This is a genomic window from Steroidobacter agaridevorans, from assembly GCF_009932555.1.
Lineage (GTDB): Bacteria > Pseudomonadota > Gammaproteobacteria > Steroidobacterales > Steroidobacteraceae > Steroidobacter > Steroidobacter agaridevorans.
Map to the genome: position 1 here is coordinate 1 of NZ_BLJO01000011.1, position 21099 is coordinate 21099.

21 protein-coding genes and 1 tRNA gene are annotated in these 21099 nt (G+C 60.7%); 6 read left to right on the forward strand and 16 right to left on the reverse strand.

Features of this window, described 5'->3' with window-relative positions:
• Nucleotides 1-658: 658 nt before the first annotated feature.
• The 13 genes from GYH35_RS31335 to GYH35_RS31395 form a co-directional block, all read right to left on the reverse strand.
• Nucleotides 659-1306, reverse strand: a complete 648-nt coding sequence (locus GYH35_RS31335; protein WP_161830456.1) for a hypothetical protein — start codon at nucleotides 1304-1306, stop codon at nucleotides 659-661.
• 255 nt (nucleotides 1307-1561) lie between these two features.
• Nucleotides 1562-2005, reverse strand: coding sequence for a hypothetical protein (locus tag GYH35_RS31340; protein ID WP_161830457.1), 444 nt, complete (start codon nucleotides 2003-2005; stop codon nucleotides 1562-1564).
• On the reverse strand, nucleotides 2006-2284 hold the full coding sequence (locus GYH35_RS35590; protein WP_456115297.1) for an FDXHR family putative zinc-binding protein: 279 nt from the start codon (nucleotides 2282-2284) through the stop codon (nucleotides 2006-2008).
• Nucleotides 2285-2374: 90 nt separating this feature from the next.
• A complete protein-coding gene (locus GYH35_RS31350) occupies nucleotides 2375-2581 on the reverse strand; it encodes a helix-turn-helix transcriptional regulator (RefSeq protein ID WP_161830525.1) in 207 nt (68 codons plus the stop codon).
• Between the two features lie 101 nt (nucleotides 2582-2682).
• Nucleotides 2683-3486 (reverse strand): hypothetical protein, encoded by an 804-nt coding sequence (locus GYH35_RS31355; RefSeq protein ID WP_161830459.1) that lies wholly within the window; start codon nucleotides 3484-3486, stop codon nucleotides 2683-2685.
• Nucleotides 3483-4715 carry a hypothetical protein gene (locus GYH35_RS31360; RefSeq protein ID WP_161830460.1) on the reverse strand — a complete coding sequence of 411 codons (1233 nt, stop codon included), beginning with the start codon at nucleotides 4713-4715 and terminating at the stop codon, nucleotides 3483-3485. The genes GYH35_RS31355 and GYH35_RS31360 overlap by 4 nt, the downstream gene beginning before the upstream one ends.
• A 109-nt stretch (nucleotides 4716-4824) precedes the next feature.
• Nucleotides 4825-6030: a tyrosine-type recombinase/integrase gene (locus GYH35_RS31365; RefSeq protein ID WP_161830461.1), complete on the reverse strand. Its 1206-nt coding sequence runs from the start codon at nucleotides 6028-6030 to the stop codon at nucleotides 4825-4827.
• Between the two features lie 162 nt (nucleotides 6031-6192).
• Nucleotides 6193-6268, reverse strand: a tRNA-Thr gene (locus GYH35_RS31370).
• Nucleotides 6269-6333: 65 nt separating this feature from the next.
• Entirely contained in the window at nucleotides 6334-6651 is a 318-nt protein-coding gene (locus GYH35_RS31375) for an addiction module antidote protein (protein ID WP_161830462.1), read from the reverse strand.
• Between the two features lie 321 nt (nucleotides 6652-6972).
• Complete coding sequence (locus tag GYH35_RS31380; RefSeq protein WP_161830463.1) at nucleotides 6973-7533, reverse strand: sugar O-acetyltransferase; 561 nt, start codon at nucleotides 7531-7533, stop codon at nucleotides 6973-6975.
• A gap of 236 nt (nucleotides 7534-7769) precedes the next feature.
• Nucleotides 7770-8237: a universal stress protein gene (locus GYH35_RS31385; RefSeq protein WP_161830464.1), complete on the reverse strand. Its 468-nt coding sequence runs from the start codon at nucleotides 8235-8237 to the stop codon at nucleotides 7770-7772.
• 103 nt (nucleotides 8238-8340) lie between these two features.
• Nucleotides 8341-9684: a J domain-containing protein gene (locus GYH35_RS31390; RefSeq protein ID WP_161830465.1), complete on the reverse strand. Its 1344-nt coding sequence runs from the start codon at nucleotides 9682-9684 to the stop codon at nucleotides 8341-8343.
• 5 nt (nucleotides 9685-9689) lie between these two features.
• The gene (locus GYH35_RS31395; protein WP_161815501.1) at nucleotides 9690-11393 is read right to left on the reverse strand and encodes an Hsp70 family protein; all 1704 of its coding nucleotides are present in this window, start codon (nucleotides 11391-11393) and stop codon (nucleotides 9690-9692) included.
• Nucleotides 11394-11533: 140 nt separating this feature from the next.
• On the opposite strand from GYH35_RS31395, the gene GYH35_RS31400 reads away from it, so the two are divergent.
• On the forward strand, nucleotides 11534-12367 hold the full coding sequence (locus GYH35_RS31400) for an N-acyl homoserine lactonase family protein (RefSeq protein WP_161830466.1): 834 nt from the start codon (nucleotides 11534-11536) through the stop codon (nucleotides 12365-12367).
• Nucleotides 12368-12426: 59 nt separating this feature from the next.
• Here the strand turns inward: GYH35_RS31400 and GYH35_RS31405 are convergent, their stop codons facing one another.
• A complete protein-coding gene (locus tag GYH35_RS31405) occupies nucleotides 12427-15213 on the reverse strand; it encodes a S8 family serine peptidase (protein WP_161830467.1) in 2787 nt (928 codons plus the stop codon).
• A 209-nt stretch (nucleotides 15214-15422) separates the two neighbouring features.
• On the opposite strand from GYH35_RS31405, the gene GYH35_RS31410 reads away from it, so the two are divergent.
• The gene (locus tag GYH35_RS31410; protein ID WP_161830468.1) at nucleotides 15423-15818 is read left to right on the forward strand and encodes a hypothetical protein; all 396 of its coding nucleotides are present in this window, start codon (nucleotides 15423-15425) and stop codon (nucleotides 15816-15818) included.
• 4 nt (nucleotides 15819-15822) lie between these two features.
• Nucleotides 15823-16563 carry a type I methionyl aminopeptidase gene (gene map / locus GYH35_RS31415; RefSeq protein WP_161815505.1) on the forward strand — a complete coding sequence of 247 codons (741 nt, stop codon included), beginning with the start codon at nucleotides 15823-15825 and terminating at the stop codon, nucleotides 16561-16563.
• A 3-nt stretch (nucleotides 16564-16566) separates the two neighbouring features.
• Here the strand turns inward: map and GYH35_RS31420 are convergent, their stop codons facing one another.
• Nucleotides 16567-18834 (reverse strand): TonB-dependent siderophore receptor, encoded by a 2268-nt coding sequence (locus tag GYH35_RS31420; protein WP_161830469.1) that lies wholly within the window; start codon nucleotides 18832-18834, stop codon nucleotides 16567-16569.
• Between the two features lie 208 nt (nucleotides 18835-19042).
• Nucleotides 19043-19435 carry a hypothetical protein gene (locus GYH35_RS31425; protein WP_161815507.1) on the reverse strand — a complete coding sequence of 131 codons (393 nt, stop codon included), beginning with the start codon at nucleotides 19433-19435 and terminating at the stop codon, nucleotides 19043-19045.
• Nucleotides 19436-19605: 170 nt separating this feature from the next.
• Between GYH35_RS31425 and GYH35_RS31430 the strand changes: the two genes are divergently transcribed.
• The 3 genes from GYH35_RS31430 (at nucleotide 19606) to GYH35_RS31440 (ending at nucleotide 21097) form a co-directional block, all read left to right on the forward strand.
• The gene (locus GYH35_RS31430; RefSeq protein ID WP_161815508.1) at nucleotides 19606-19941 is read left to right on the forward strand and encodes a hypothetical protein; all 336 of its coding nucleotides are present in this window, start codon (nucleotides 19606-19608) and stop codon (nucleotides 19939-19941) included.
• A gap of 49 nt (nucleotides 19942-19990) precedes the next feature.
• Nucleotides 19991-20455, forward strand: coding sequence for an SRPBCC family protein (locus tag GYH35_RS31435; RefSeq protein WP_161815509.1), 465 nt, complete (start codon nucleotides 19991-19993; stop codon nucleotides 20453-20455).
• 129 nt (nucleotides 20456-20584) lie between these two features.
• The gene (locus GYH35_RS31440; protein WP_161815510.1) at nucleotides 20585-21097 is read left to right on the forward strand and encodes a DUF4142 domain-containing protein; all 513 of its coding nucleotides are present in this window, start codon (nucleotides 20585-20587) and stop codon (nucleotides 21095-21097) included.
• The last annotated feature ends 2 nt before the right edge of the window (nucleotides 21098-21099 follow it).

A 21099-nucleotide genomic window follows, 5' to 3' on the forward strand; every position in this document is an offset into this window, starting at 1 on the left:
GTTCACGGAGCGGCAACCCTGCCTGACTGTGCAATTTTCGTCCGCCAGAAGTGTGCAAATTACGTCCGCCACCGACAATCAACAGGTGTAGATCCCAAACCACACCCTGCTACGCTACCTCCGCGCCGAGTTGTGACGGCCTTGAGCACGCCGTTTGTGAACCACGCCGTGAGGTATTCGCATTGACCAAAGCCAACGACATCTTGGTACTGCCATGCCTCGTTGGTTTCATCAAACGAGCGCCCGTCGGGATTACCAAGTAGCTCCTTTACCTGCGCTGTCGTCATGCCCGGATTCAGCGCCTCTTTGCCACGAGCTGTAGTGCTCGCGCATCCAAGGAGACAGCCGCAAGCCAATACGGTCACAAGCAACTTCATCATTCTTCTTCTCCTTAGTCTGTTGCCCAACTCAGATGTAGGTGACCTAAGTGACGTGACATATCACACTACAGCTTCCTTCACCGATCATTATCGTCGGGTATTCAACGTCGTGTGCTGCATTCTGACACGAATTCCGCCGCGGGATAGGTCTGCAGCTGGTTCACTGCCCCCCTAGAAGCTCCTTCTGTGAACGAAGAGTTTTTGCCAACGTACGCAAGAGCAGTCGCGTTCCTCCACCGTACGCGTTGCGACTGGCTCGCGCCTTGCCCTCGGGACTTCTAGGCCCGGTCGATCGTTCCCACGGCTTCCACGTCCGAATCCGCTCCGACTGCCGGCGTCGTCGCTCCAAGGTCCAACCGTTTGCCATCGGTCACCTCCAATAGTTCGTTCGGCGCAATTTCTGATTCCCGCGCGCGCGGGGCGTCGGTGGCGGGAGCGTTGTTAACCTGCTGCGGTCCATGTGCAATGTTCGCTTGACGCACAAATGCCACCGGCGGGTTCTTCATCGTCGCAAGCGTTTCTAAGGTCGCGCGACATTGACTTTGCGCCTTGAGCGCCAGGCGCATGTAGGTCTCAGCAGCTTGCAGGTACTCTCCCATGTTGAGACCCGCGCGTCGCGCCAACTCGTGAAAGATGCCTTCGAGCACGTGGGCTTGCGCAATCAGCATCGCCTCTGCTCGCCGCAAGTCGCCGCCAGTCACAGTCGCGATTTGGCTGGAAAGTTCATCGGCGAGGGCTGTTAGATCCACATCACCGAACTCAGGCTTTACGAATCTCTGGACGGACACCGCTGCCCTTACGCTCGGACGCAAGGCCACCTTGGCAAGCGTCGTAGAGGTGTCGACACCGGGCGTCGTGCTTACCTTCAAGGCATTGTGCGGCTCGACCTTGGTCTTTGAATCGTTTGCTCTGCGGCCGGTTGTCATGAGCTTTCGTCCGGGGTTTGGAACCCGGGGGCGTCGACACCGAGATGGCGGCGAGTTACCCCCGAGCCGGTAGAAGTCAGAAGGTAGACAGACTCTGACTTTCGCCCAACCGTGAACCACGGGCGAATTCGTTGCCAAGATTCAACCTGGCGATGAGTACATCGAATCTGAAAATACCGGCACTTGAATGCGCCCCCCATGGCGTTTTGGGTAGGTGCAGGTACAGGTGTAGGAGTAGGTACAGGTAAGAGTGCGTCATTGCTTGATGCATCGAATCTTCGCGATGACCGAGTAGGTCAGCCCGCCGGGAATCTGTTCCTGGCGCGATCCTTTCTGGACCGTGCGTACCGTCGCGATGAAGATGTGATTCTCGAAGTTCGACATCGGGATACGATCCAGCCGCACGGGTGTGCCAAACAACGCAGCGAATTCCCTCAGGAAGTCGCTGTGAAAGCCGACCTTGAATCTGCCCCAAGGACCGGGTCGGCCGATCAATCGTTTGACGTTGCAGAAGCGACTGAGCGGCTTTTCGAAGTGCTCGCCCATCGTCATGATGCGGAACATCAGATGCACCTTCGGCGCTCGGCCGAACATCATGAACGTTGAATAGCTGTCGAACGCGACGTCGTACACGCCCGGCGGCACCAGCACGGGCCTGTCGCCATCGAGTTGCGCAATTGCGCCATCCGCGCCGCGCATTCATAGACCCGTCACATGAGTAAGGGTCTGCGGAGATCGCGTCTCCTGCTCGCGCGGTCGGCGCTTCTGATGGCGTTCTCCACGCCTCCGCTCGATCCAGAAGCCCTGAGCGTTGACGGTCATGCCGATTGCGAGCATTTCGCCGGGCTCTCGACAATGACGATCAACCCCGGCTTTGCCTGCTCGATGCAGGTCGAAGGCTGAAGCCGAGTTGAAACGTTGATGGCAACCGCCGCACTCGCAACGGTCGCCGGTCAGGCCTTGTGATATCGTTTGCATGTGAAAACCTCAGGCCGGCTCGCATTACCAGTGCGCCCGGCCTTTTTTCTGCCGGGGCGGCCAATTGGGGTGAGTTCGATCGGTCCGGTGTCACCGGGCGACGGGTTGCACTGAACGGCTGCGCTCGATCTGGCGAGCGATCCAGCTTTCAATGTCCGCTTCGATCCAACCAACGGCGCGAAAGCCGAGGTTGATCGCACGCGGAAAATCGCCGGCGGACATCCGCAGGTAGATGGTGGATCGGCTTAGGCCGGTGCGCGCCTTGACGGCGGGAAGTCTCAGGATGGATTGCGCCACGTTCACACCTCGTAGGGCGTTGTTGAACATGGGCAGCGATTAAGAACGAGCTAGGGGACTAGCCCGCAAGCTGTCTCGTTCGGCGCGCGCAAGAGCGCCTGTTACCGAATGTTTTTCTTTTGCGAGATAGCTGTCGATCTCCTTGCCGACTTGCCTACTGGAACCATGGCAGCGCGGCCCAAAATCTGCTTCACGCGACTAACCGAGAGCGTTTCCTCAATAGCGATCTGCTTCAAGAATGCTTTGACGCGTCCCGCCTTTAGTTCCTGCACACGCTGTCGGATCCTCATCTGTCGTTCCGATGCTGATTCGATGTCAGCATTGCTGCCGACAGGATGGTTCACGGCACGCAACAGTCGTCGACGATCTACAATGAAATGATCCCCCTTAAGCTCGAGCAAATCGGACAGCGCGAGAAGGTGTCCGCCCACTGCAACTGTCAGTTCTCCATTCACCAGAAGCTTCACATAGCCGGCGTGCTTGACGCCTCTCAATAGCCCAAGTTGCCATACTCCGCCTTCGCGGCTGTGATTCAGTGGCCGGCGCAGAGCGAGCACAGCGGCGATAAGGTCAGCGACAGCATCGACGGTGGCCTGCCACTGTTCGAGGTTGTCCAGCGGAACGGCTACGCGATTAATGTCGCGGCGCTTGTCGCATACGATGAACGCTACCGGAGTTGCGGACTGATTGGGGGCGACATCTACCGGCATGACGCATTCCCGCTCGCAGCCGGAACACACTGTGCTGACTGCCGGGCGTGTTCTCACAAGCAACCCGTTAGCCTTCAGGAGTGAGAGCGTTGCTTCTGGCCAGCGCGTCAACTCCTGCGTGCTGATGACCACGGGGGCGCCCTGATTCGCGCCGAGGCGTGCAATTAATTGGGTGAATGGCTCTGGCGCAGTCATCCGCACGCCGATGCTTTGGGCGCGTTGAATGGTGGGGCCGGCTCCTGCGGCTCGATGCTGGAGGCGCGCAGCATGTCGCGGAGCTTCAAATCCAACTCGTCATATTTCAGCGAGCAGGAGTTGGGATGCGTGAGCCGAAAAGTTACTGTCTTCTGTGACTTGCCCGCATCGGTGACTATTGTCGCCGCGATCTCCACTTGCGTGACGTTATAAAGATCCAGCGGCAGCGACTTGCCTATCTGCTCCATTAGCCTGTACACCGCATCAGGCTTCTGCGTGGCGTCTGCTTCAATCGTGATGCGATCACCCTTATTCACGACTGAGGAAAGCCGCAGCTTTCTTATCACGGCACCCTGGATTCCGCTGCCAACGTCAAAGACGAAATCGAAGCCTCGTTGGCGCAGCGGGTTCAGATCGTAAACGCGCCCGTCCTTCGGGTCCGGTGGCAACTCGCTCAGCTTCAAGATTGCCTGGGCGAACATCTCCTGAAGCGGTTCAACCGCCTTGTATGATCCGGGGCAGCTCAGATCGAGGGTGCCATTCTTCTCCGAATAAACGTAGATCACCTCGAAGGCGGGATTGTGCGGGCGACGATCGAACTCGCCATTCACCCATTCCACTGCTTGCTGCGAATAATCCTCTGGATAGGCGTAGAAATAATCCAACTCGCCACGTCTGAACGGCTCCACCACGCAGTTATTCCCTCGACCTTCAGTGCGGTGGAAATAGATACGGATCAGATCCGCCAATTGCCGAAGACTATCAGCGTCCACCGCGACCGAAAGATGCGGAAGGTTCTTACGCTTGCGCCAGTTGGACAGAGTGTCCGCGTGATAAAACAGTGTCGCGGCCTTCCAGAATTGACGGTGGTCAAGGAAGGTAATCATCGCGCGCTCGAAATGGTTAGACATTCCCGCGAGCTTGTCGACGAAGGCCGCATGCATTTGCGGATCTCTGGCCATCGTGAGCAACTGCCATTCCGCTTCATCAAGGATGGCGCGAAATCCCTTTTCGCAACTTAGCTCGAAGATCGAACTGAACTCCGCATCCATTCGGCGGCGATGTTCGTCGGGGATCAGTAGCCATGCTTCGAAGAGGTTCTTTGTTGAATAGTCTCCTCGCTCTGCGAGGCTTGCTATTGCATCCTCTTCCGTCTCGCGGAAGTAGCGCGCGAGCAGGTCCGATGACATCTGCCGAAAGAAGTTTTTCGGTGAATAGTGCCGCGCCATGACTTCCGGGTTACGCGACGTGGGCCTTTTCCGTTTCCCTTATCTACGTTAGAACCCAATTGCTGCGCAAGCGGTTAGGAGTGCGGATATTACGAGGGTTGAGAACGCATCATGCGCTGAAGCGCAGCGGCACTACCTTTGCTCCGGCCCGCAGTACGTCCAGATAATCCGCCCATGCCTGCATCATCTTTCGGCGCTCGGTGAGCCTCTCGGCGCGGTTATAGGCGGCCCGAACCTTGTTTCGCTCGGCATGCGCCAGCTGCAATTCGATGATGTCCGGGTGCCATCCCTGCTCATTCAGGCGGGTCGACGCCATTGCGCGGAAGCCGTGGCCGCACATCTCGTCCGATGCGTATCCAAGGCGGCGCAGGGCCGAATTGATCGTGTTGTCGGAGATCGGCCGCTGGTTACTGAGCACGGAAGGAAAAAGAAACTCGCTAGTCCCGCTCCACGGCCTTAAGTCGTCCAGCAGCTTCACAACCTGCTTAGACAGCGGAACCACATGGGTCTCGCGCATCTTCATGCGCTCGGCTGGAATGCGCCATAGCGGCTCCTTGGCGTCCAGTTCGAACTCTTCCCATCTAGCGCCACGCAATTCTCCGGGGCGAACGAATAGCAGCGGCGCGAGCTTCAAGGCGAAGGCGGTTGAGGCATGGCCCGTGTAGCTGTCAATGGCGTTGAGTAGTTGGCCGATCTGAGCCGGCTCTGTAATGGCGGGCCGATTCGTCCTGACGACGGGAGCGAGTGCGCCACGTAGATCCGAAGTCGGATCACGGTCTGCTCGGCCGGTGGAAATGGCAAATCGGATCACCTGCCCGCAGCGCTGCTTCGCGCGGTGTGCCGTCTCATGTTTCCCGCGAGCCTCGATGCGCCGAACGACAGCAAGGACGTCAGCCGCCGTTAACTTCCGAATTGGTTGTGACCCGATGCTTGGAAATAGCAGCGTCTCGAAAATCCACAGCGCTTTGACATACGTCGTCGGGGAAAGCTTCTTGTGCTGAAGCTCTAGCCATTCGCGGGCGATTGCCTCAAATGTATCGGCGGCAGCCAGTTTCTCCGCCCTGCGTTGGGCGTTGGGGTCTATGCCATCGGCGAGCAGCCGCCGTGCATCGTCGCGCTTCTCTCTGGCGCGCTTCAATGACACATCGGGATAGGCACCAATCGCCAGCAGTTTTTCTTTGCCGTGAACTCGATACTTGAGTCGCCAAAGCCGCGAGCCTTGAGGGTTCACCAGGAGATATAACCCACCGCCATCGAACAGCTTTGTGGGCTTCTCGGCAGCCTTCGCGGCTTGAATCGTCTTCTCGGTCAGCATGGGGGTACGACCGGTGACTAGGTGGAAGATACCCCTACATCTACCCCCAGCTATGCTAGGCTGTCAATGGACGGCTTCGGATGGCGGCGGACGGGTTTTACCGGGAATTACAGCGCTTTTCTTGATTCGCGAGGCGTCTTCGGACGCTCTTGGATTTGGAGATGGTGCTGGCTGAGGGACTCGAACCCCCGACCCACTGATTACAAATCAGTAGCTCTACCAACTGAGCTAAGCCAGCCCGGAGAAGGGCGCGCATTGTAAGCCAGATCCGGCCCGGCGGGAACCTCCCGGTTGCCGACCTTGTCAGGCGGCCACGGTCAGCCTGACACCCAGCGAGTCCAACACCTTCCGGACCGTCTCGTATCGCACCTTGGCGCCGGGAGCGAGCGCTTTGTAGAGACTCTCGCGACCCAACCCTGAGGCCTTCGCGACCTGAGATACTCCGCGCGCCTTGGCTACGTTAGCTACGGCGCGAAGAAATACATCCGGGTCGGGATCCTCCAGCGCGGCCGCGAGATACTCGGCAATGACCTCCTCGTTGTCGAGGAATTCAGAAGCGTCGAAAGGCGCAAGCTCAGCGGAGCGCGACTTGGCCTTCGCTCGTTTCTTTGCCTTCGCCATACTTCACTCCTCCAGCTCTCGTGCAAGCTGGATTGCACGCTTGATATCCCGCTTCTGCGTCGACTTGTCTCCGCCTAGCAACCGCCGCAACCACTCGGCGAACTCGGCCGTTCGGATGAGGGTGTTCACCGGCTGAATTGTATCCGCCTGGATACAGGATTGCCAACGGAGAGGTCTTGGGCTCTTGCACCTAGTGGTTTTTGGCTCGTGCCTACTGACCACTCCAGCCGCAGGGTCGGCCCCGGCCGACCGTCCGTCTGATATACGGTAGGGTATCTTCCACCTCGTCCGAGACGCCATCGTTCGGGCGGGAGCGCCCCTTCAGTCGTCACCAATAGGACGAGTGACCCGAGCCGGATTTCCTCCAACAAGAGTATTCGGCGGCACGTCTTTGGTGACTACGGAACCCGCAGCCACAACCGAGTTTTCGCCTACGGTCACTCCACCAATGATCGTTGCGCCGGTTGCAATCCATGCATTTTTTTCGATCAAGATGGGCTTGCCGATGGTAACGGCGCGGCGTTGCGAAGGTTCAAGCGGATGGCCGGTCGTGATGATGCTCACGTTCGGCCCGATCATCACTTCGTCGGCAATGTCGAGCCCGCCAAGGTCATAGAATGTGCAGTTCTGATTGATGAAGACATTGCGCCCGACGCGAATCTCGTTCCCGTGGGCGGTATAGAACGGAGGAATCAGTAGCAAACTCTCATCCACCTGCTGGCCGATGAGCTCGCTGAACAAGGTTCTGACTTCACCGGCATCGTTGAACGTCAAACGGTTGAGCCTGGCGGTGATCGCCATCGCTCGTTTGGTGTTTGCCACCATCGCCGCTGATTCCGGCGTCCTTCTATGAATGATCTTCGTGCCGCCATCGTTCGACATTCGTTAAGTTCCCCGACCCAAAGCTCAGCATGCGTTTCGGCGCACGAAAACGGCACCGAGATTCGCTAGTGTAGCCGCAAAGCGGAAGTGCCCTCAGTGCACCGCTGTCACAGTGCAGGCTGCGACCTGTCATGGCCGCCAGGAATGTTCGACATCAACATCTCGGGCTACTTTGGCTTTGGCCCGGCGGGCACCATAGGTAGTTGTAGTATCGATCACATCTGATCGGGGACAGCTCACGCCGCCTCGGCCGCAGCCGATGGCTGGTGCCGCACCAACAGAACCGGCACGGGCGCGCGGCGTACGATGTACTCCGCGTCGCTGCCCATCAACAATCTGCGAACCCCGCGGCGCCCGTGAGTGCCGCAAACGATGAGGTCGGCTTTTGCCTCTTCGGCTTCTTTCACGACACATTCGCCGGCCGAGCGCCCGAGCGCCTCGATCAACGCTCGATCGACTTCAACGCCGGCTTTCGCAACCTGCTGCTCGCATTCTTTGAGCAGCTCGGAACCGGCCTGGCGGATGCCTTCGGCGAGCTCGATGACGGCGCCGGCCATCGCTTCCGCGGGCATCATGACGATGGGCTCAACGACGTGCACGAGACGGAGGCGCGCTTTCAAATTGCTGGCGAGCTCGATGGCCTCATCCAAACCTTGCGATGCTGCCGCGCTGCCATCGACTGGAACCAGGATTCGTCGGTACATGACAAAGCTCCTGAGACTGACGAGCGAAAGTGAGCGAACCGTGGCGACGGGTCTATGCGGCCTTGGTCCAACAAATTTTCACACGCGACGATGGCCCGTCTGCTCAGGGCTTCTCGATCAGTTTTCCCGGGTCGGCGTACAGGCTGACGGTCTGGCACTTATCGAGAAGTGCGGCGATTGCCGGGTCGCTTTCATCCAACGGCAATTGGGCCGCGGCGTCCGCCACGGTGAATGGGCGACCGACGGTCGGAGCGGCGGGTGTGCGCCACTCGGTGGTGGCGTCCGAGCTTGCTTCGAAGCGCTTGTTCGATGTCGAGATGTACATCTGCATGAAGATCGCTTCGCGCGTCTCCACGTCGCAGGCCGCCAGGCGGGCATTCAATCTTTCTTTACCCGATGCGATCTCACGCTCCTGGCGCTCCTGCTCCTGACGCCATTTCGTCACTTCCTGCGCAACGAAAGGTTCGTTGTTTCTGGGGACAGACGACGTGGTGTGCGTATCGGAGCAGACACGAGCGAACTGCGCGAGCACGATAAAGGTCACCCAGATCGCCCAGAACGGAAACCTGCGCTCGTTTTGCACCGGGATCGGCGCGGTTACCGTGAACGATGCCGGCTCCGCGACCGGTTTGTGCTGTCCGGCCATGGCGGTGCGTTCCCACCATTCTCGATTTTCCGCTGGAATGGCGACACTCGCATCGCTCCTGGCGCGCTCCAGGATACGCTCTGCCAATCGCGAGTACGTCTGCGAGCGCGTGAGGGCGCTCAGTCGCTCGGCATCGAAGGGCGATGTGAGCACGTGATAGACGTGCAGATATCCTGGCGCAAGCTCCTCGCCCGATCGCCGATCCAAATGGACCTGCGCGCGGCTCGCCAACAGCTCGCTGTAATATCGCAGCAGCTCGTGATACGCGTGCCAGTAGCGCGGATCGCCATCGAACATGTTTTCGTGCTCACGAGCGCCGAGCAACTCGGCTACCCGTCCGCACCATTCGACATCGTCGATCTTGAATTCCTGGATCAGGCGCGCAACTTCACCGGTAAAGAAGTACTGCTCGTCGAGCGTCGCAAAGACATTCTCGGCTTTGATCGTCGCCAGCTTTTCCAGGAACGCATCGCGCCGTCCCTGGGCTAGCAGCGCATGCAGATCGGCAAATGCGCGCCGCTGCGGCGACTCGACGACAGGCACTGGCTCCGCCTGCGGCGTCGGCACAGCCTCATCCACGTGCGATTCGTCCGCCTGTTCCTCCTCCTCGTCCTCTTCCCGAACTCTGGCCAGATACTCCGCGTGTTGCTTGGCGCTTTCATAAGCCTCGCGCAGCTTCATGTAACCCGCCGGATCTTTCTCCGGCGAAGTGACCTTGAGCAACGACGCATACGCCCGTTTGATCGCCCGCTCGTCCGTCGTCGGCTCGATGCCAAGCACCGTCCAGGGAGTCTCGCGCATAGAAGCTAGCGATCCGTCTCTAGTTCATTCAGGAAGGATTCGAACTCTTCGCGCGCACGAGCGATCTCCCGCCGCTCCTGCCGCGAGATCACGCTCTGGAAATGCACGAGCCGACTCGAAATCGCCTCGCGAGCCGCGCCCAACGATTCTTCGTAGGCACGCTCGGCGCGCGCCAGCAATTGTTTGTTGACCAGATCGTTGCGCGGATGCAGCTTCAGCTTGGACAACTCGGCGAAGCGCCGGTCGATCTCTTCTTTGCTGAGCACGCCGGGATTGCCTTCGATGACCAGGCGTTGCTTTTCACCGCTCGCAACCACCGTCACCTCCACTTCGAGCAGGCCGTCGAGATCGTAGGTGAAGCGCACATCCACGCACTGCTGCCGCGCCGGCCCCTTCGGCACTTTCACATTGATCTCACCGAGCAGGATGTTGTTCTTCACCAGCGGGTTCTCGCCCTGGAACACGCGCAGATTGATCTGCGTCTGGTTGTCTTGCAGGGTGTTGAAGCGCTCCTCGCGGCTGATCGGGATGTGGCTGTTACGTTCGAGGATCGGTGCGTACAAGCCCTGCTCGAACTGCTGCTCTCCGACTTGACGCGCGATCTCCACGCCCATGGAGTACGGGCAGACGTCGGTCATCACCACATCGTTCAATGCCGAATTGCGTGCTTTCAAAGCCGCTTGAATCGCCGCGCCTTGCGCAATGGCCTCGTCGGGATTGATGTCGACCACGGGGAAGCGGCCGAACAGCTTGGTCACCAGCTTCCGGATCATCGGCATGCGAGTGGCGCCGCCAACGAGCACGACCTCATCGAGCTGGCCGGTGCGCAGCCGGGCATCGCGCAACGCTTGTTGAATAGGACGCGAGAGCCGGTTCAGCAACGCTTCGCAATGGCGTTCGAAGTCAGCCGCGGTGATGTCCCATCGCAGCTCCTGTTCTTCCCACGTTACGCACATTTGCGCGCTCTGCGCATTGGTGAGCTTGCGCTTGGCAAGCTCGGCCTGGCGAGAGGTGCGCTCGAGCAATGCCTGCGGCGGTTTCAATGGATCGATCTTCAGCGCCGCCGCATGTTCCGCGAGAAACAGTTTGACCAGCTGATCGCGGAAATCGTCGCCGCCCAGGAAATTGTCGCCGGAGCTGGCGTGCACTTCGATGACGCCGTCGAACAGCTCGACGATGGACACGTCGAAGGTGCCGCCGCCCAGATCGAAGACCAGATATTTCGTTTCCGCGTTCTTGTTGGCGAGGCCATGAGAGAGCGCTGCCGCCGTCGGCTCGTTGAGCAGGCGTTCGACGTGCAAGCCAGCGAGCTTGCCTGCGGCGAGCGTCGCCTTACGCTGGGTATCGTTGAAGTACGCCGGCACCGTGATGACCGCTTCAGTCACCGGTGCACCGAGGAACGCCTCGGCGTCTTCTTTCAGCGAGCGCAGGACGAGAGCCGACAGCTCTTCCGCACGAAAGCGCCGGGTGCCGAGCTGAACCTCATACTGGGTGCCCATGTAGCGCTTGAAACCGGCTGCGGTCAGGTGGGGATGGGAGATCAATCGATCCTTGGCGGGCGCGCCCACCAGCAAGCCGCCGGCGTCGTCCAGGCCGACGACCGAAGGGGTCAGGACTTCTCCAAACGCGTTCTGGATCAGGCGCGGCTTATCTTCGACCCACGCGCCGATCAGGCTGTTGGTCGTGCCCAGGTCGATACCCACCAGCATTGTTATTCCGTCCTCCCGCTGCTATCGCGATATTACAAATGCGGGAGGCCCCGCGCGACCGGGCCGCCGTCACAAAACCACCAGGGCTGCCCATTTCGGGCTAGCATTTGCCGTACGTTTGCAAACTACTGGTTTCCCTGATGAACCCACGGTCCTTGACGTTTCTTGCCGTCACCCTCTTCCTGGTTGCTGCCGTGACGCCGGCCGCGTCCCCCTCCCCAGTGAAGCTTTGGCGCCTGGACTGCGGGGTGATTCAGGAAGACGACCTGAACCTGTTCTCCGACACCTATGCGTACGTTGGCAAATCGAAGCAGCTGAGCGCGGCCTGCTATCTCATCAAGCACGGTGAGACGTACATGTTGTGGGACACGGGTGTGTCGACCGAGGCGCTCGGCAAACCGTTGCGAGGACCGGGCGCGACCGGCGAGAGTCTGACCCGGTCGCTGCCCGATCAGCTCGAGAGGCTCGGTGTCGATCCGAAGCAGATCGAAATCATCGGCATCAGTCACTATCACTATGACCACACTGGCCAGGCGGCGCTGTTCCCACAGGCACGGCTGTTGATGGGCAAAGACGATATCACTGCGGTAAGAGCCCCAGGCAGCACGCGCGCCAAGCCGCTAACGCATTGGCTCAACGGCGCCGGCAAGCTGGAAGAAATCACCGGCGATAAAGACGTGTTCGGCGATGGCAGTGTCGTCATGCTCGACTTGCCGGGCCACACGCCGGGCCATCACGGATTGCTCGTGAAGCTGGCGAAGCAAGGCTACGTTCTGTTGTCCGGCGACGTGGCGCACTTCGAGGAGAACTACGCCACGAATGGCGTGCCCATCTTCAACACCGACCGCGCGCAGTCGCTCGCCTCGTTGGATCGCTTCAAAGGTCTCGCCAAGAATCTGCGTGCCACCGTCGTAATTCAGCATGAGCAGGCGGACATCGCCAAGCTGCCCGCGTTTCCGGCGTATGCGGAGTAACGTCAGCTGACAAAAAAAGGCCCGCGACTCACGTCGCGGGCCTCGATCGAGCGATCTGGTTACTTTTTCTTCTGCACGGCCTTGACCGCCGCTTCGGCGTTCACGAAGCCGTAGCCGTCGAGCTGGCTGTAGCCCTTGCCGATCAGGTTGAAGAACTCGCCGCGGAAGCTGCCGCCGCCTTCATAGGTGCCGAAGAAGCTGGCGCCGCCCGGAACAACGTTGCCCGAGGGAATCAGCACACCGCCGCCCAACAAGTCGGCGGAGTTGCCGCCCGCCGCGACATTCGGGCCGGCCGCATCGGCTTCGTCGCGATCGATGCCGAACGACAGCAAGTCGCCGCTGCGGAACGATCCTGAACGGAACGCGAGATCGAGTTGTTTGTATTGGCCGGCGGCACCCGGCGGATCCGCCGGAATCGACAGCGCGGCCGTAACGTCGGACGCATCCAGCCCCACCGTCCGACCGACGACGAACGGCTGTCCAGGCGCGGGAGCCGGTGTGCTCCGTTCATCGAACACGATACCTTTGGGCGTCTGTGTCACATTGCCGCCGCTGCCGTTGATCGACAAGCTGGCCAGTTTGCGCAACCCGAGCTGGGTAATCGTGAACACGTTCGGATCGAACTGACTGATGGAGTTCTGATCCGCCGACGCGTTGATCGCCACCAGGCTGCCGCCCGACAGCGCGAAGCCGGAAGAGAAGAACGGATCGAGATCATGACGGAACGCGCTCTCCTGCAGGATCTTGCGCATCCGCTGCGGCGTCACCGAGCCCGGCCCACCCGCTGCGTCGAGCACCAGCGCCGCAATCGACGCCGCATGCGGAGCCGCCGCGCTCGTGCCGAAGAAGTTCGGGAATGTATCCGGATCGACGATCGAATCCGACGTGAAGAACGTCGTATTGGCGCCATCCATCGCAGCCATGTCCGGCTTCTGCCGGATCACCGGCGAGCGATAACGTTTGTTGTTCTTGTCGAAGTAGATCGTCGATGGGCCGGGCGACGTGAACGCCTCCGGAACGAACGGCGCATAGAACGCATAGGCCGCGACACCCATCGCGCCGGCCGCCGAGTTGTGGCCGTAGGTCACCGGACCGAGATAGCTGAAGTACTCCTGCGGATTCACGCCGCTGAAGCCGACGTAACGGATGCGATCGGCAACGTTCCGGTTCTTGCCGTTCGGCGTATTGGCGCGCGCGACCACCATCTGCAAGGTTGCGCCTGGCAGTTGGCCGATTTCCACCGGTCGATTGGTGAAGCGATTCTGTTCCGCGAAGGAGCCGATGAACGTTCCATTCGGCAGGAAGAACAGCAGGTTGTAATCGGAGAGCACCTGCTCGACGACTTCCACCTCCTGCACGCGATAGGAATAGTCGCCGAACTGCGCCGCCGTGAAGCTGTCCACCAGCACGGTGTAGGTGCCGGCGAGCGGCAGCTCCAGGGTCAGCGATTCCGGATTGGTGCTCGAATCGACGAACTGGATCTCCTGGCCGTTCGGATCGAACAAGGTGAAGGTCAGATCCGGATTCGGCGTGCCGGTTGTGGTGGTATCCGCATCGAGGAAGATTTCGACCAGCTGCCCGGCCGCGCCCGGGAACGTAAATGTCGACGTTCCATTCGGCGGCACCGTGCCAACGCCGGCAACGATCGGCGGTCCCACCGGCGTCGGCGGAATCGGATCGTACGGCTCGTTCCACTGGAACACGATGGTGCTGCCGTTGGTGAATGCGATGGTCTGCGCGATATCGACGTCGCTGCCGCCGGCAAAATCGTGGAAGCCGCCTGCGTACAACGCCGGATCCACGCTGCTGAAGTCGAGATTCGTGCCCGCCCACGAAGCGGGGGCGCCCGGCACGATGTGCACCTTGGAGTCATACGCCTGGGTGGCGGGCCGATTGCCGGCGGAGGAGAAATACGACACGCCCGCCGCCGCGACTTCATCGACCGCCTGCGCGACGATGCCGTCCTGGAAGAACGGTTCCGCCAGATAGATGATGTCGTCGACGATGACATCGGCCTTGAAGCCGGGCACTGCGTTCGGCGCGCCCGAGAAGCCGGCGAGCGCGCGAATGTTATTGGCGAAATTCACTTCGCCGCCGTTCGCGGTCGCGAAGCCGAGCCTCGCCTTCGGCGCCATGTCATGCACGATCTGTAACATCGCGCGGCCTTCATCCGACGCCGCCGGCCAGTCTTGCAGCACGACCACCGGCTCGGTGTTGCCGAAGGGATTGCCGGCGCCCGGCAAGTCACCGGTCGCGATATCGGCGGCGGCGCTGTTCGGGGCCACATTGGTATCGTAGCTGTCCGACATCACTCCGACGGTGATGCCCGCGCCATCGATGCCGGGAATCTTGTCAACGCGATGTTGAACGATGCCCTGGCTGTCGGTCGCACCGACGTTGGTGACCATCGGGCTCGACGGCACGACTGCGAGCACGCCCTTTTTGCCGGCGATGCTTAACAACGAACCGCCCGGCACGTAGGCCTCGACCACACCGGCGCGATAACTCAGGTCGGTGGCCGTGACTTCCACGCCCGCCGTGCTTTTCAAACTTTCGATCACCGTCGCGGCCGGCACTTTGCCATCCAGTGAGATACGCACCAGCGCGCGACCCGCAGTATCGAACTGAATGGGATGAGTCAACTGAACTTCGCTAACTGCGGCCCGACGCGCGGCAGCCGCGGGCTGTGCAAGCTGCTCGAGTCCACCGCCTAGATTTTTCGCGGCAGGCTTGGCATCGGCGCTCAAAGGCGAGAATCCCAGCGCTGCGGCTGTTAGAACCAGGGCGGGCGCGGTCAGGCGCGATGCGCCGGATCGCAGCCGACGCAATCCCTCATGCCTATTCATGAAACATACTCCGTGTTGATATTCCGACGGGAGCCAGATCGTTGTTGTTATCGGGGCGACGATGCGCCCGAAACACATCGGATCTTCCTACGTGAATGATCACGTTCGCGCCCGACGCTACGCCGACGAGGGTCGCGATTCAAGATAGATGCTTTACGCAGTGGGCGAACGTTTGTTACACAGGAGTCACATCGTCGCTGGAAACATTTGTGACTCGCCCGAACCACCGGCTGCTGTTCCTTTTGCTCGCCTGCTATGCCGTGGCGAGCCTCGTGCACTTTGTACACAACGCCGAGTTTCTCGGCGACTATCCGGGCCTGCCAGCGTCGTGGTCTCGGGCCGGCGTCTACCTGGCGTGGATCGGAATGACCGCGCTGGGCGGGGTCGGCGCGCTCCTGGTATACCGAGGACGCGAAACGATCGGGCTGATCTTATTGACGGTCTACGCCGTGCTTGGATTGGACAGCCTCGGCCACTACGTCGTCGCGCCGCTGTCGGCTCACAGCTCCATGATGAACACGACCATCCTGCTCGAAGTTGGGGCGGCGGCGTTGGTGTTATTGGAGGTCACGCGCTACGCTGTGCGCTCTCGAATCCTCAGGTGAAGACATGTCCATCGACGGCCGGCACGACATCGAAGGTCTACAGCGCATTGGCGCCATCGTGGCTGAAGCGCGCGATGCCATGGGCGCTCGTGTGGCGCCCGGCGTGACCACCGCGGAACTGGATGCGATCGGCCGGGAAATCCTCGATCGTCAGGGCGCCCGCTCGGCGCCGCAACTGGCCTATGGGTTCCCGGGAACCACCTGCATCAGCGTCAACGACGACATCGCTCACGGCATCCCGTCCTCGCAGCGCGTCCTGCGCGAGGGCGACGTGGTGAACATCGACGTCTCCGCCGAGCTCGACGGCTACTGGGCCGACACTGGCGCGAGCTTTCCGGTCGGCGCCGTGTCCGTGCAATCGGCTCAGCTTTTGAAAGCGACCCGGCAGGCGCTGCAAGACGCGATGGAACAGGCCACAGCCGGCGCCCCGATGCACAACATCGGTCGCGCGGTGGAGCGTCGGGCCAAGCGTTGTGGATTCAGAGTCGTGCGTAACTTGTGCGGCCACGGCGTGGGCCGTTACATCCACGAGGATCCGCAAGTTCCGAACACGTTCGAGCCGCGCAATCGCATGCTGTTGCAGGAAGGTTGGGTGATCACCATCGAGCCGTTCCTGACGACACGCGCAACGACGGCAGTGACCGCTCCGGACGGCTGGACCCTGCGCACCCCGGACGGCAGCCGAGGTGCGCAGTTCGAACATACAATGATCATCACGCGCGATCGTCCGATCGTCGTGACTTGATCGTCACCACTCGTAACGCAACGTCCCGACGACGGTGCGCGACGCGCCGAAGTAGCAGCTGTTGGAGAACGGGCACGCCGTGACGTGCTTCTCGTCGAACAGGTTGGCCACGTTCAACGCCAGCTGCGCGCCCTCCAAAGCAGACGACAACCGGCCCAGGTCGTAAGAAGCCAGCGCATCGACCAGCACGAAGCTGTCGGTCGTGAAGTGATTGAACTGCTGCACGTTGTTGATGACCGCGTAGGTCGTCGTGCCCTCGGAGCCGCCAACGTAACGAGTGCCGAGGCCCAGGCTCAGTCCGCCCAGCCGGCCTTCGGGACGCGCCACGCCGAAGTCATAGCTCAGGAAAGTCGATGCCATCCACACCGGCGCGCCGAGCAGACGCGTGCCCGTCGTTGAAGGCGTCACGCCGCTTGCCGGCGCGCCTCGGGTGATTTCGGAATCGGTGTACGTGCCGGTGAGCACGACTTCGAATCCCGGCAAGATTTCGCCGCGACCTTCCAGCTCGACACCCTGCACTTTCACTTCGCCGATCTGGATCTGCGCGTTGTTGGGAATGCCATTGGCGCCGGCGCTCGGATGTCCGACCGGCACCTTCTGCCGACGCAGGTCATAGGCCGCGAGCGTGAACAGCGCGTTCATGGCCTGCGGCTGATACTTCAGGCCCACTTCATACTGACGGCCGGTCACCGGATCGAACGGATCGCCTCGATAGGTCGTGCCGGTCTGCGGCTCGAACGATTCGGAATAGCTCACGAACGGCGCGAGGCCCATCGGCAGCTCATACAACGCACCCAGTCGTCCGGTGAAGGCATGCTGGGACAGCGGCGTCAGCACGCCGTTTTTCTTGTTGAGCGTATCCTGCTGGTAGTCGTCGTAGCGGCCGCTTGCGATCAACTGCAGCCGGTCGATCTCGATCTGGTCCTGCACATAGAAACCGATCTGCTCGCGTTCGGTGTCGTTGTTGGTGTAACCCGCCGACAGCCGCGTCAGATCGCGCGTCGGCATCACGCCGCGATAGCTCGGCGCATACAGGCTCAAATTGGGAATGCTGGTGACCGGACTATTGGTCTCGCCGGTATTGAAATGCTGGAAGTTCTCGCCGTCGATGTTTTGATAGTCCACACCCACGAGCACGCTGTGCGCCAGCGGCCCGGTAGCGAACTTGATCGCAAGACTGGTATCGGCGGTGATCGTATCGAAGTCTTCGTCGGCGCCGCCGCCGCCGCGAATGATCCTCGAGAAGTCGGTATTGCGATTCGCACCGGCGCCGGTCGTCGGGAAGCCCGCGACATAGATCTGGCGATAGCTCAGCTCGGTGTTGTGAAAGCGGGCATGGGTCCGCAACGAAACGTGCTCGTTGAAATCATGCCGGAACAGCGCCGAGAACGTGCGCTGGTAACGATCGAACACTTCGTAATCCGGATCGCCGGTGTTGATGTCCTCGGGCAGCTCGCCGAACGGATTCGGCAGCGCCGAGCCGAACGCCGGCACGCCCGAATATCCGCCGCCTTTCGGGTCGTGCTGATAAGCGCCGATCAACGTCAAGCTGGTGTGTTCCGAGGGCGCGAACGTGAGCATCGGGCTGATGTGCGTGCGCTCGCTCTCGGTCATGTCGGTGAAGCCGTCGTAATGCTGCGCGCCGCTGACCAGCCGGAACAACCAATGGCCTGCTTCATCCAGCGGCCGGTTGATATCGATGTTCGCAAGCTGCGTATCGAAATTGCCCGCGGCGACTTCGAGGCGCTGAAACGCGGTCGGCTCGGGCGTCTTGCTGGTGAGATTCACCAGACCGCCCGGTGACGAATTGCCATACAGCACCGACGCCGGACCCTTGACCACGTCGAGATGATCGACGCGATTGAAATCGATCTGCGGCGTCGAGTACGGGCCGGCGATCAGGCGCATGCCGTCGAGATAAAACGTCGGGCTGAAGCCGCGCAGATACATTTGGTCGTAACGGGTCACCGTGCCGCCGCGCTGATTGGCAGAAACGCCGGCGACATAGTCCAGCGCTTGATTGATGGAGCGCGCGTTACGACGCGCCAGCTCGTCGCCATCGATGACTGTGATGGTCTGCGGCGTTTCGATCAGCGGCGTGTCGGTCTTGGTGCCCGACGCTTGTCCCTTGTCGCGGACGCCCGTGACGACGATGGTATTGCGCTCGGCAAGGTCCGCGTTGGTTTCCGCTACAGCGCTATTGCCTGCAACAGTCGCGATACCCGCACCGAGCAATGTTCCTTTCAGCAAACGAACCAGTGAGCCGGCCATAAATATCCCTGACGTGCCAGCCCACTCACGGGCACACGTTGCGTGATTCTCGAGAAATGGCTGGCTCGACCGGAGCGCCCTCTTAATAGGAGGGGGCGCGGTCAGGGGCGGGCTGCTGACCGCGCCCCTTACTTATAAGAGGGGCGCGGCGGCCGAGATGATAATGGTTCGCATCAAGGATGCAAGGCCCGGACGACGGCGGGCTCCCTCAGCGGTTCAGCACCACCACCGAGATCGCGCCGTCCACGTTGACGCCATCGGCCGTGTTTTTCAGCTCCAGAGGCCGTCCGAGAATGCCCTGGTAGGTGTGGCTGAACGTGGCCGTGCTTTTTTCTGCTTTGGCCGGTGTGACCGTGACTTCCAGTTCGTAGTTTTCCGCGTTCAGCCGGCGCACCGCCATGGCTACCACATTGGGCGGCAGGTTCAAGGTGAAGCGCTCGCCGGGCCGCGTTTCGAACGTGGAGCGCACCTTGTTGTCGGTGCCCTGCGTGGCGACGCGGATTTCATAATGGGCGCGAAACACTTCCGTCGCGCCGGCCGCTGCCACGCTCAAAAACGCGGTTCCCAGCAGCACTGCCAGTGTGTTGCCGAATGTCTTCATTGCTTGTCTCCGTGCTCGGTCTTCCCGCCCGTGTATTCGCGATTTCACCCGATCTGGACGCGCCCGAACACGTCGGCGGCGAGCGACGTCCGCAGCCACCGACTCCCCTATTGAACTGCCTTGTGTACCTGTATATAACAACAGGTCCCTGCTGCCTCCACCCCCGTGCCATGGACTACCGTGACCCCGTCGTCGTCATCGACGAGACCATCGACAATCTGGTCTATCTCGTTGAATGGTGGTTGGAAGACCTGGAGCTGCCGGTCGCCCGGGAGTTCGAGCTGCTGAGCCGCGACGACGCCAAGACTCTCTCAGCATTGCGCGCGACCCGAGCGCTGCTGCCGCGCCTGCGCATCGTCCGCTCCAACTACGAAAGCAGTCCTGCGCTTCCCGACGCGAAAGGTTATGCACGCGATCGCGCGATGGATGAGTTTGTCGAGCGCAGCCGGCTCCAGTTTCGACGGCTGCTGCATCCACCCGGCGACGGCCCGCCGCCAGGAACTTGAGCATCGCGCATGGCGTTCGCAGCTTGTGACAAGACTCGAGGAGAGCGTCGTGGAACACGTGGAGAAAATTGTTGACGTGAATTGCCCGATTCACACGGTTTACAACCAGTGGACCCAATTCGAGGAGTTCCCGCAATTCATGGCGGGCGTCAAGGAAGTGCGGCAGATCGACGACACGCATGTGCATTGGCATGCGGAGATCTGGGGCAAGGACAAAGAGTGGGATGCGGAAATCACCGAACAGGAGCCGGACAAACGCATTTCGTGGAAGAGTATTTCCGGCGCGCCCAACGCAGGCACCGTGCGTTTCGAGCCGCTGGGCGCCGATCGCACTCGCGTGCGCCTGGTGATGGCTTACGAGCCGGAAGGCGCCATTGAAAACATCGGCGACGCCGTCGGAATCTTCGGCTCGCGTGTCGAAAACACAGTGCAGGACTTCAAGAAATTCATCGAATCGCGCGGCCGGGAAACCGGCGCCTGGCGCGGCGAAGTCGACAAGAGCCGGCCCGTTTGAAATATCTCTGCCTGCCCCGCAGCACCGTGCATCGTCCTGGAACAGACTCGTGCACGGCGCGTTCGCTTGATACCGAAGCATCGAATCGGAATATCGCTTGTTAGGAAAAAGTTATAAACGAGGTGGGCCATGAAGATTTCAACCCTGCTTTTGATAGGGGCTTTGAGCACCAGTATGGCCGCGTTCGGCGCGGACGCGATCTCAGCCAAGGATTTCGTGAAGAAGGCCGGCGAAGCCGGCGCTGCCGAAGTCGCGATGGGCAAGCTCGGAGCGGAAAAGGCGACGAATGCCGACGTGAAAGCGTTCGCGCAAAAAATGGTGACGGATCACACCAAGGCGAACAAGGAGCTGATGGCCGCGGCCAAGAGCAAAGGCCTGGAAGTGCCGACCGAACCGGGGCTGATGCATAAAGGCATGAAGGAAAAGTTCGAGCATCAGGCCGCGGACAACGACTTCAACGAGGACTTCATGGAACAAATGGTGAAGGACCACGAAGCGGCAGTGGAGCTGTTCCAGACGGCGGCCAACGATACGACCCTGGATCCTGAGCTGCGCGCGCTGGCAAAGAAGACGCTGCCGACGTTGCAGCAACATCTTGCCGATGCGCGGAAACTGGAAGCGAAATTCGACGATAAGGAATGAGA

What these genes read in the sequence shown, in the direction of transcription:
- GYH35_RS31335 (WP_161830456.1), bottom strand. Translation starts at nt 1,306, where the DNA reads ATGACAACCGGCCGCAGAGCAAACGATTCAAAGACCAAGGTCGAGCCG.
- GYH35_RS31340 (WP_161830457.1), bottom strand. Translation starts at nt 2,005, where the DNA reads ATGCGCGGCGCGGATGGCGCAATTGCGCAACTCGATGGCGACAGGCCC.
- GYH35_RS35590 (WP_456115297.1), bottom strand. Translation starts at nt 2,284, where the DNA reads ATGCAAACGATATCACAAGGCCTGACCGGCGACCGTTGCGAGTGCGGC.
- GYH35_RS31355 (WP_161830459.1), bottom strand. Translation starts at nt 3,486, where the DNA reads ATGACTGCGCCAGAGCCATTCACCCAATTAATTGCACGCCTCGGCGCG.
- GYH35_RS31360 (WP_161830460.1), bottom strand. Translation starts at nt 4,715, where the DNA reads ATGGCGCGGCACTATTCACCGAAAAACTTCTTTCGGCAGATGTCATCG.
- GYH35_RS31365 (WP_161830461.1), bottom strand. Translation starts at nt 6,030, where the DNA reads ATGCTGACCGAGAAGACGATTCAAGCCGCGAAGGCTGCCGAGAAGCCC.
- GYH35_RS31375 (WP_161830462.1), bottom strand. Translation starts at nt 6,651, where the DNA reads ATGGCGAAGGCAAAGAAACGAGCGAAGGCCAAGTCGCGCTCCGCTGAG.
- GYH35_RS31380 (WP_161830463.1), bottom strand. Translation starts at nt 7,533, where the DNA reads ATGTCGAACGATGGCGGCACGAAGATCATTCATAGAAGGACGCCGGAA.
- GYH35_RS31385 (WP_161830464.1), bottom strand. Translation starts at nt 8,237, where the DNA reads ATGTACCGACGAATCCTGGTTCCAGTCGATGGCAGCGCGGCAGCATCG.
- GYH35_RS31390 (WP_161830465.1), bottom strand. Translation starts at nt 9,684, where the DNA reads ATGCGCGAGACTCCCTGGACGGTGCTTGGCATCGAGCCGACGACGGAC.
- GYH35_RS31395 (WP_161815501.1), bottom strand. Translation starts at nt 11,393, where the DNA reads ATGCTGGTGGGTATCGACCTGGGCACGACCAACAGCCTGATCGGCGCG.
- GYH35_RS31400 (WP_161830466.1), top strand. Translation starts at nt 11,534, where the DNA reads ATGAACCCACGGTCCTTGACGTTTCTTGCCGTCACCCTCTTCCTGGTT.
- GYH35_RS31405 (WP_161830467.1), bottom strand. Translation starts at nt 15,213, where the DNA reads ATGAATAGGCATGAGGGATTGCGTCGGCTGCGATCCGGCGCATCGCGC.
- map (WP_161815505.1), top strand. Translation starts at nt 15,823, where the DNA reads ATGTCCATCGACGGCCGGCACGACATCGAAGGTCTACAGCGCATTGGC.
- GYH35_RS31420 (WP_161830469.1), bottom strand. Translation starts at nt 18,834, where the DNA reads ATGGCCGGCTCACTGGTTCGTTTGCTGAAAGGAACATTGCTCGGTGCG.
- GYH35_RS31425 (WP_161815507.1), bottom strand. Translation starts at nt 19,435, where the DNA reads ATGAAGACATTCGGCAACACACTGGCAGTGCTGCTGGGAACCGCGTTT.
- GYH35_RS31430 (WP_161815508.1), top strand. Translation starts at nt 19,606, where the DNA reads ATGGACTACCGTGACCCCGTCGTCGTCATCGACGAGACCATCGACAAT.
- GYH35_RS31440 (WP_161815510.1), top strand. Translation starts at nt 20,585, where the DNA reads ATGAAGATTTCAACCCTGCTTTTGATAGGGGCTTTGAGCACCAGTATG.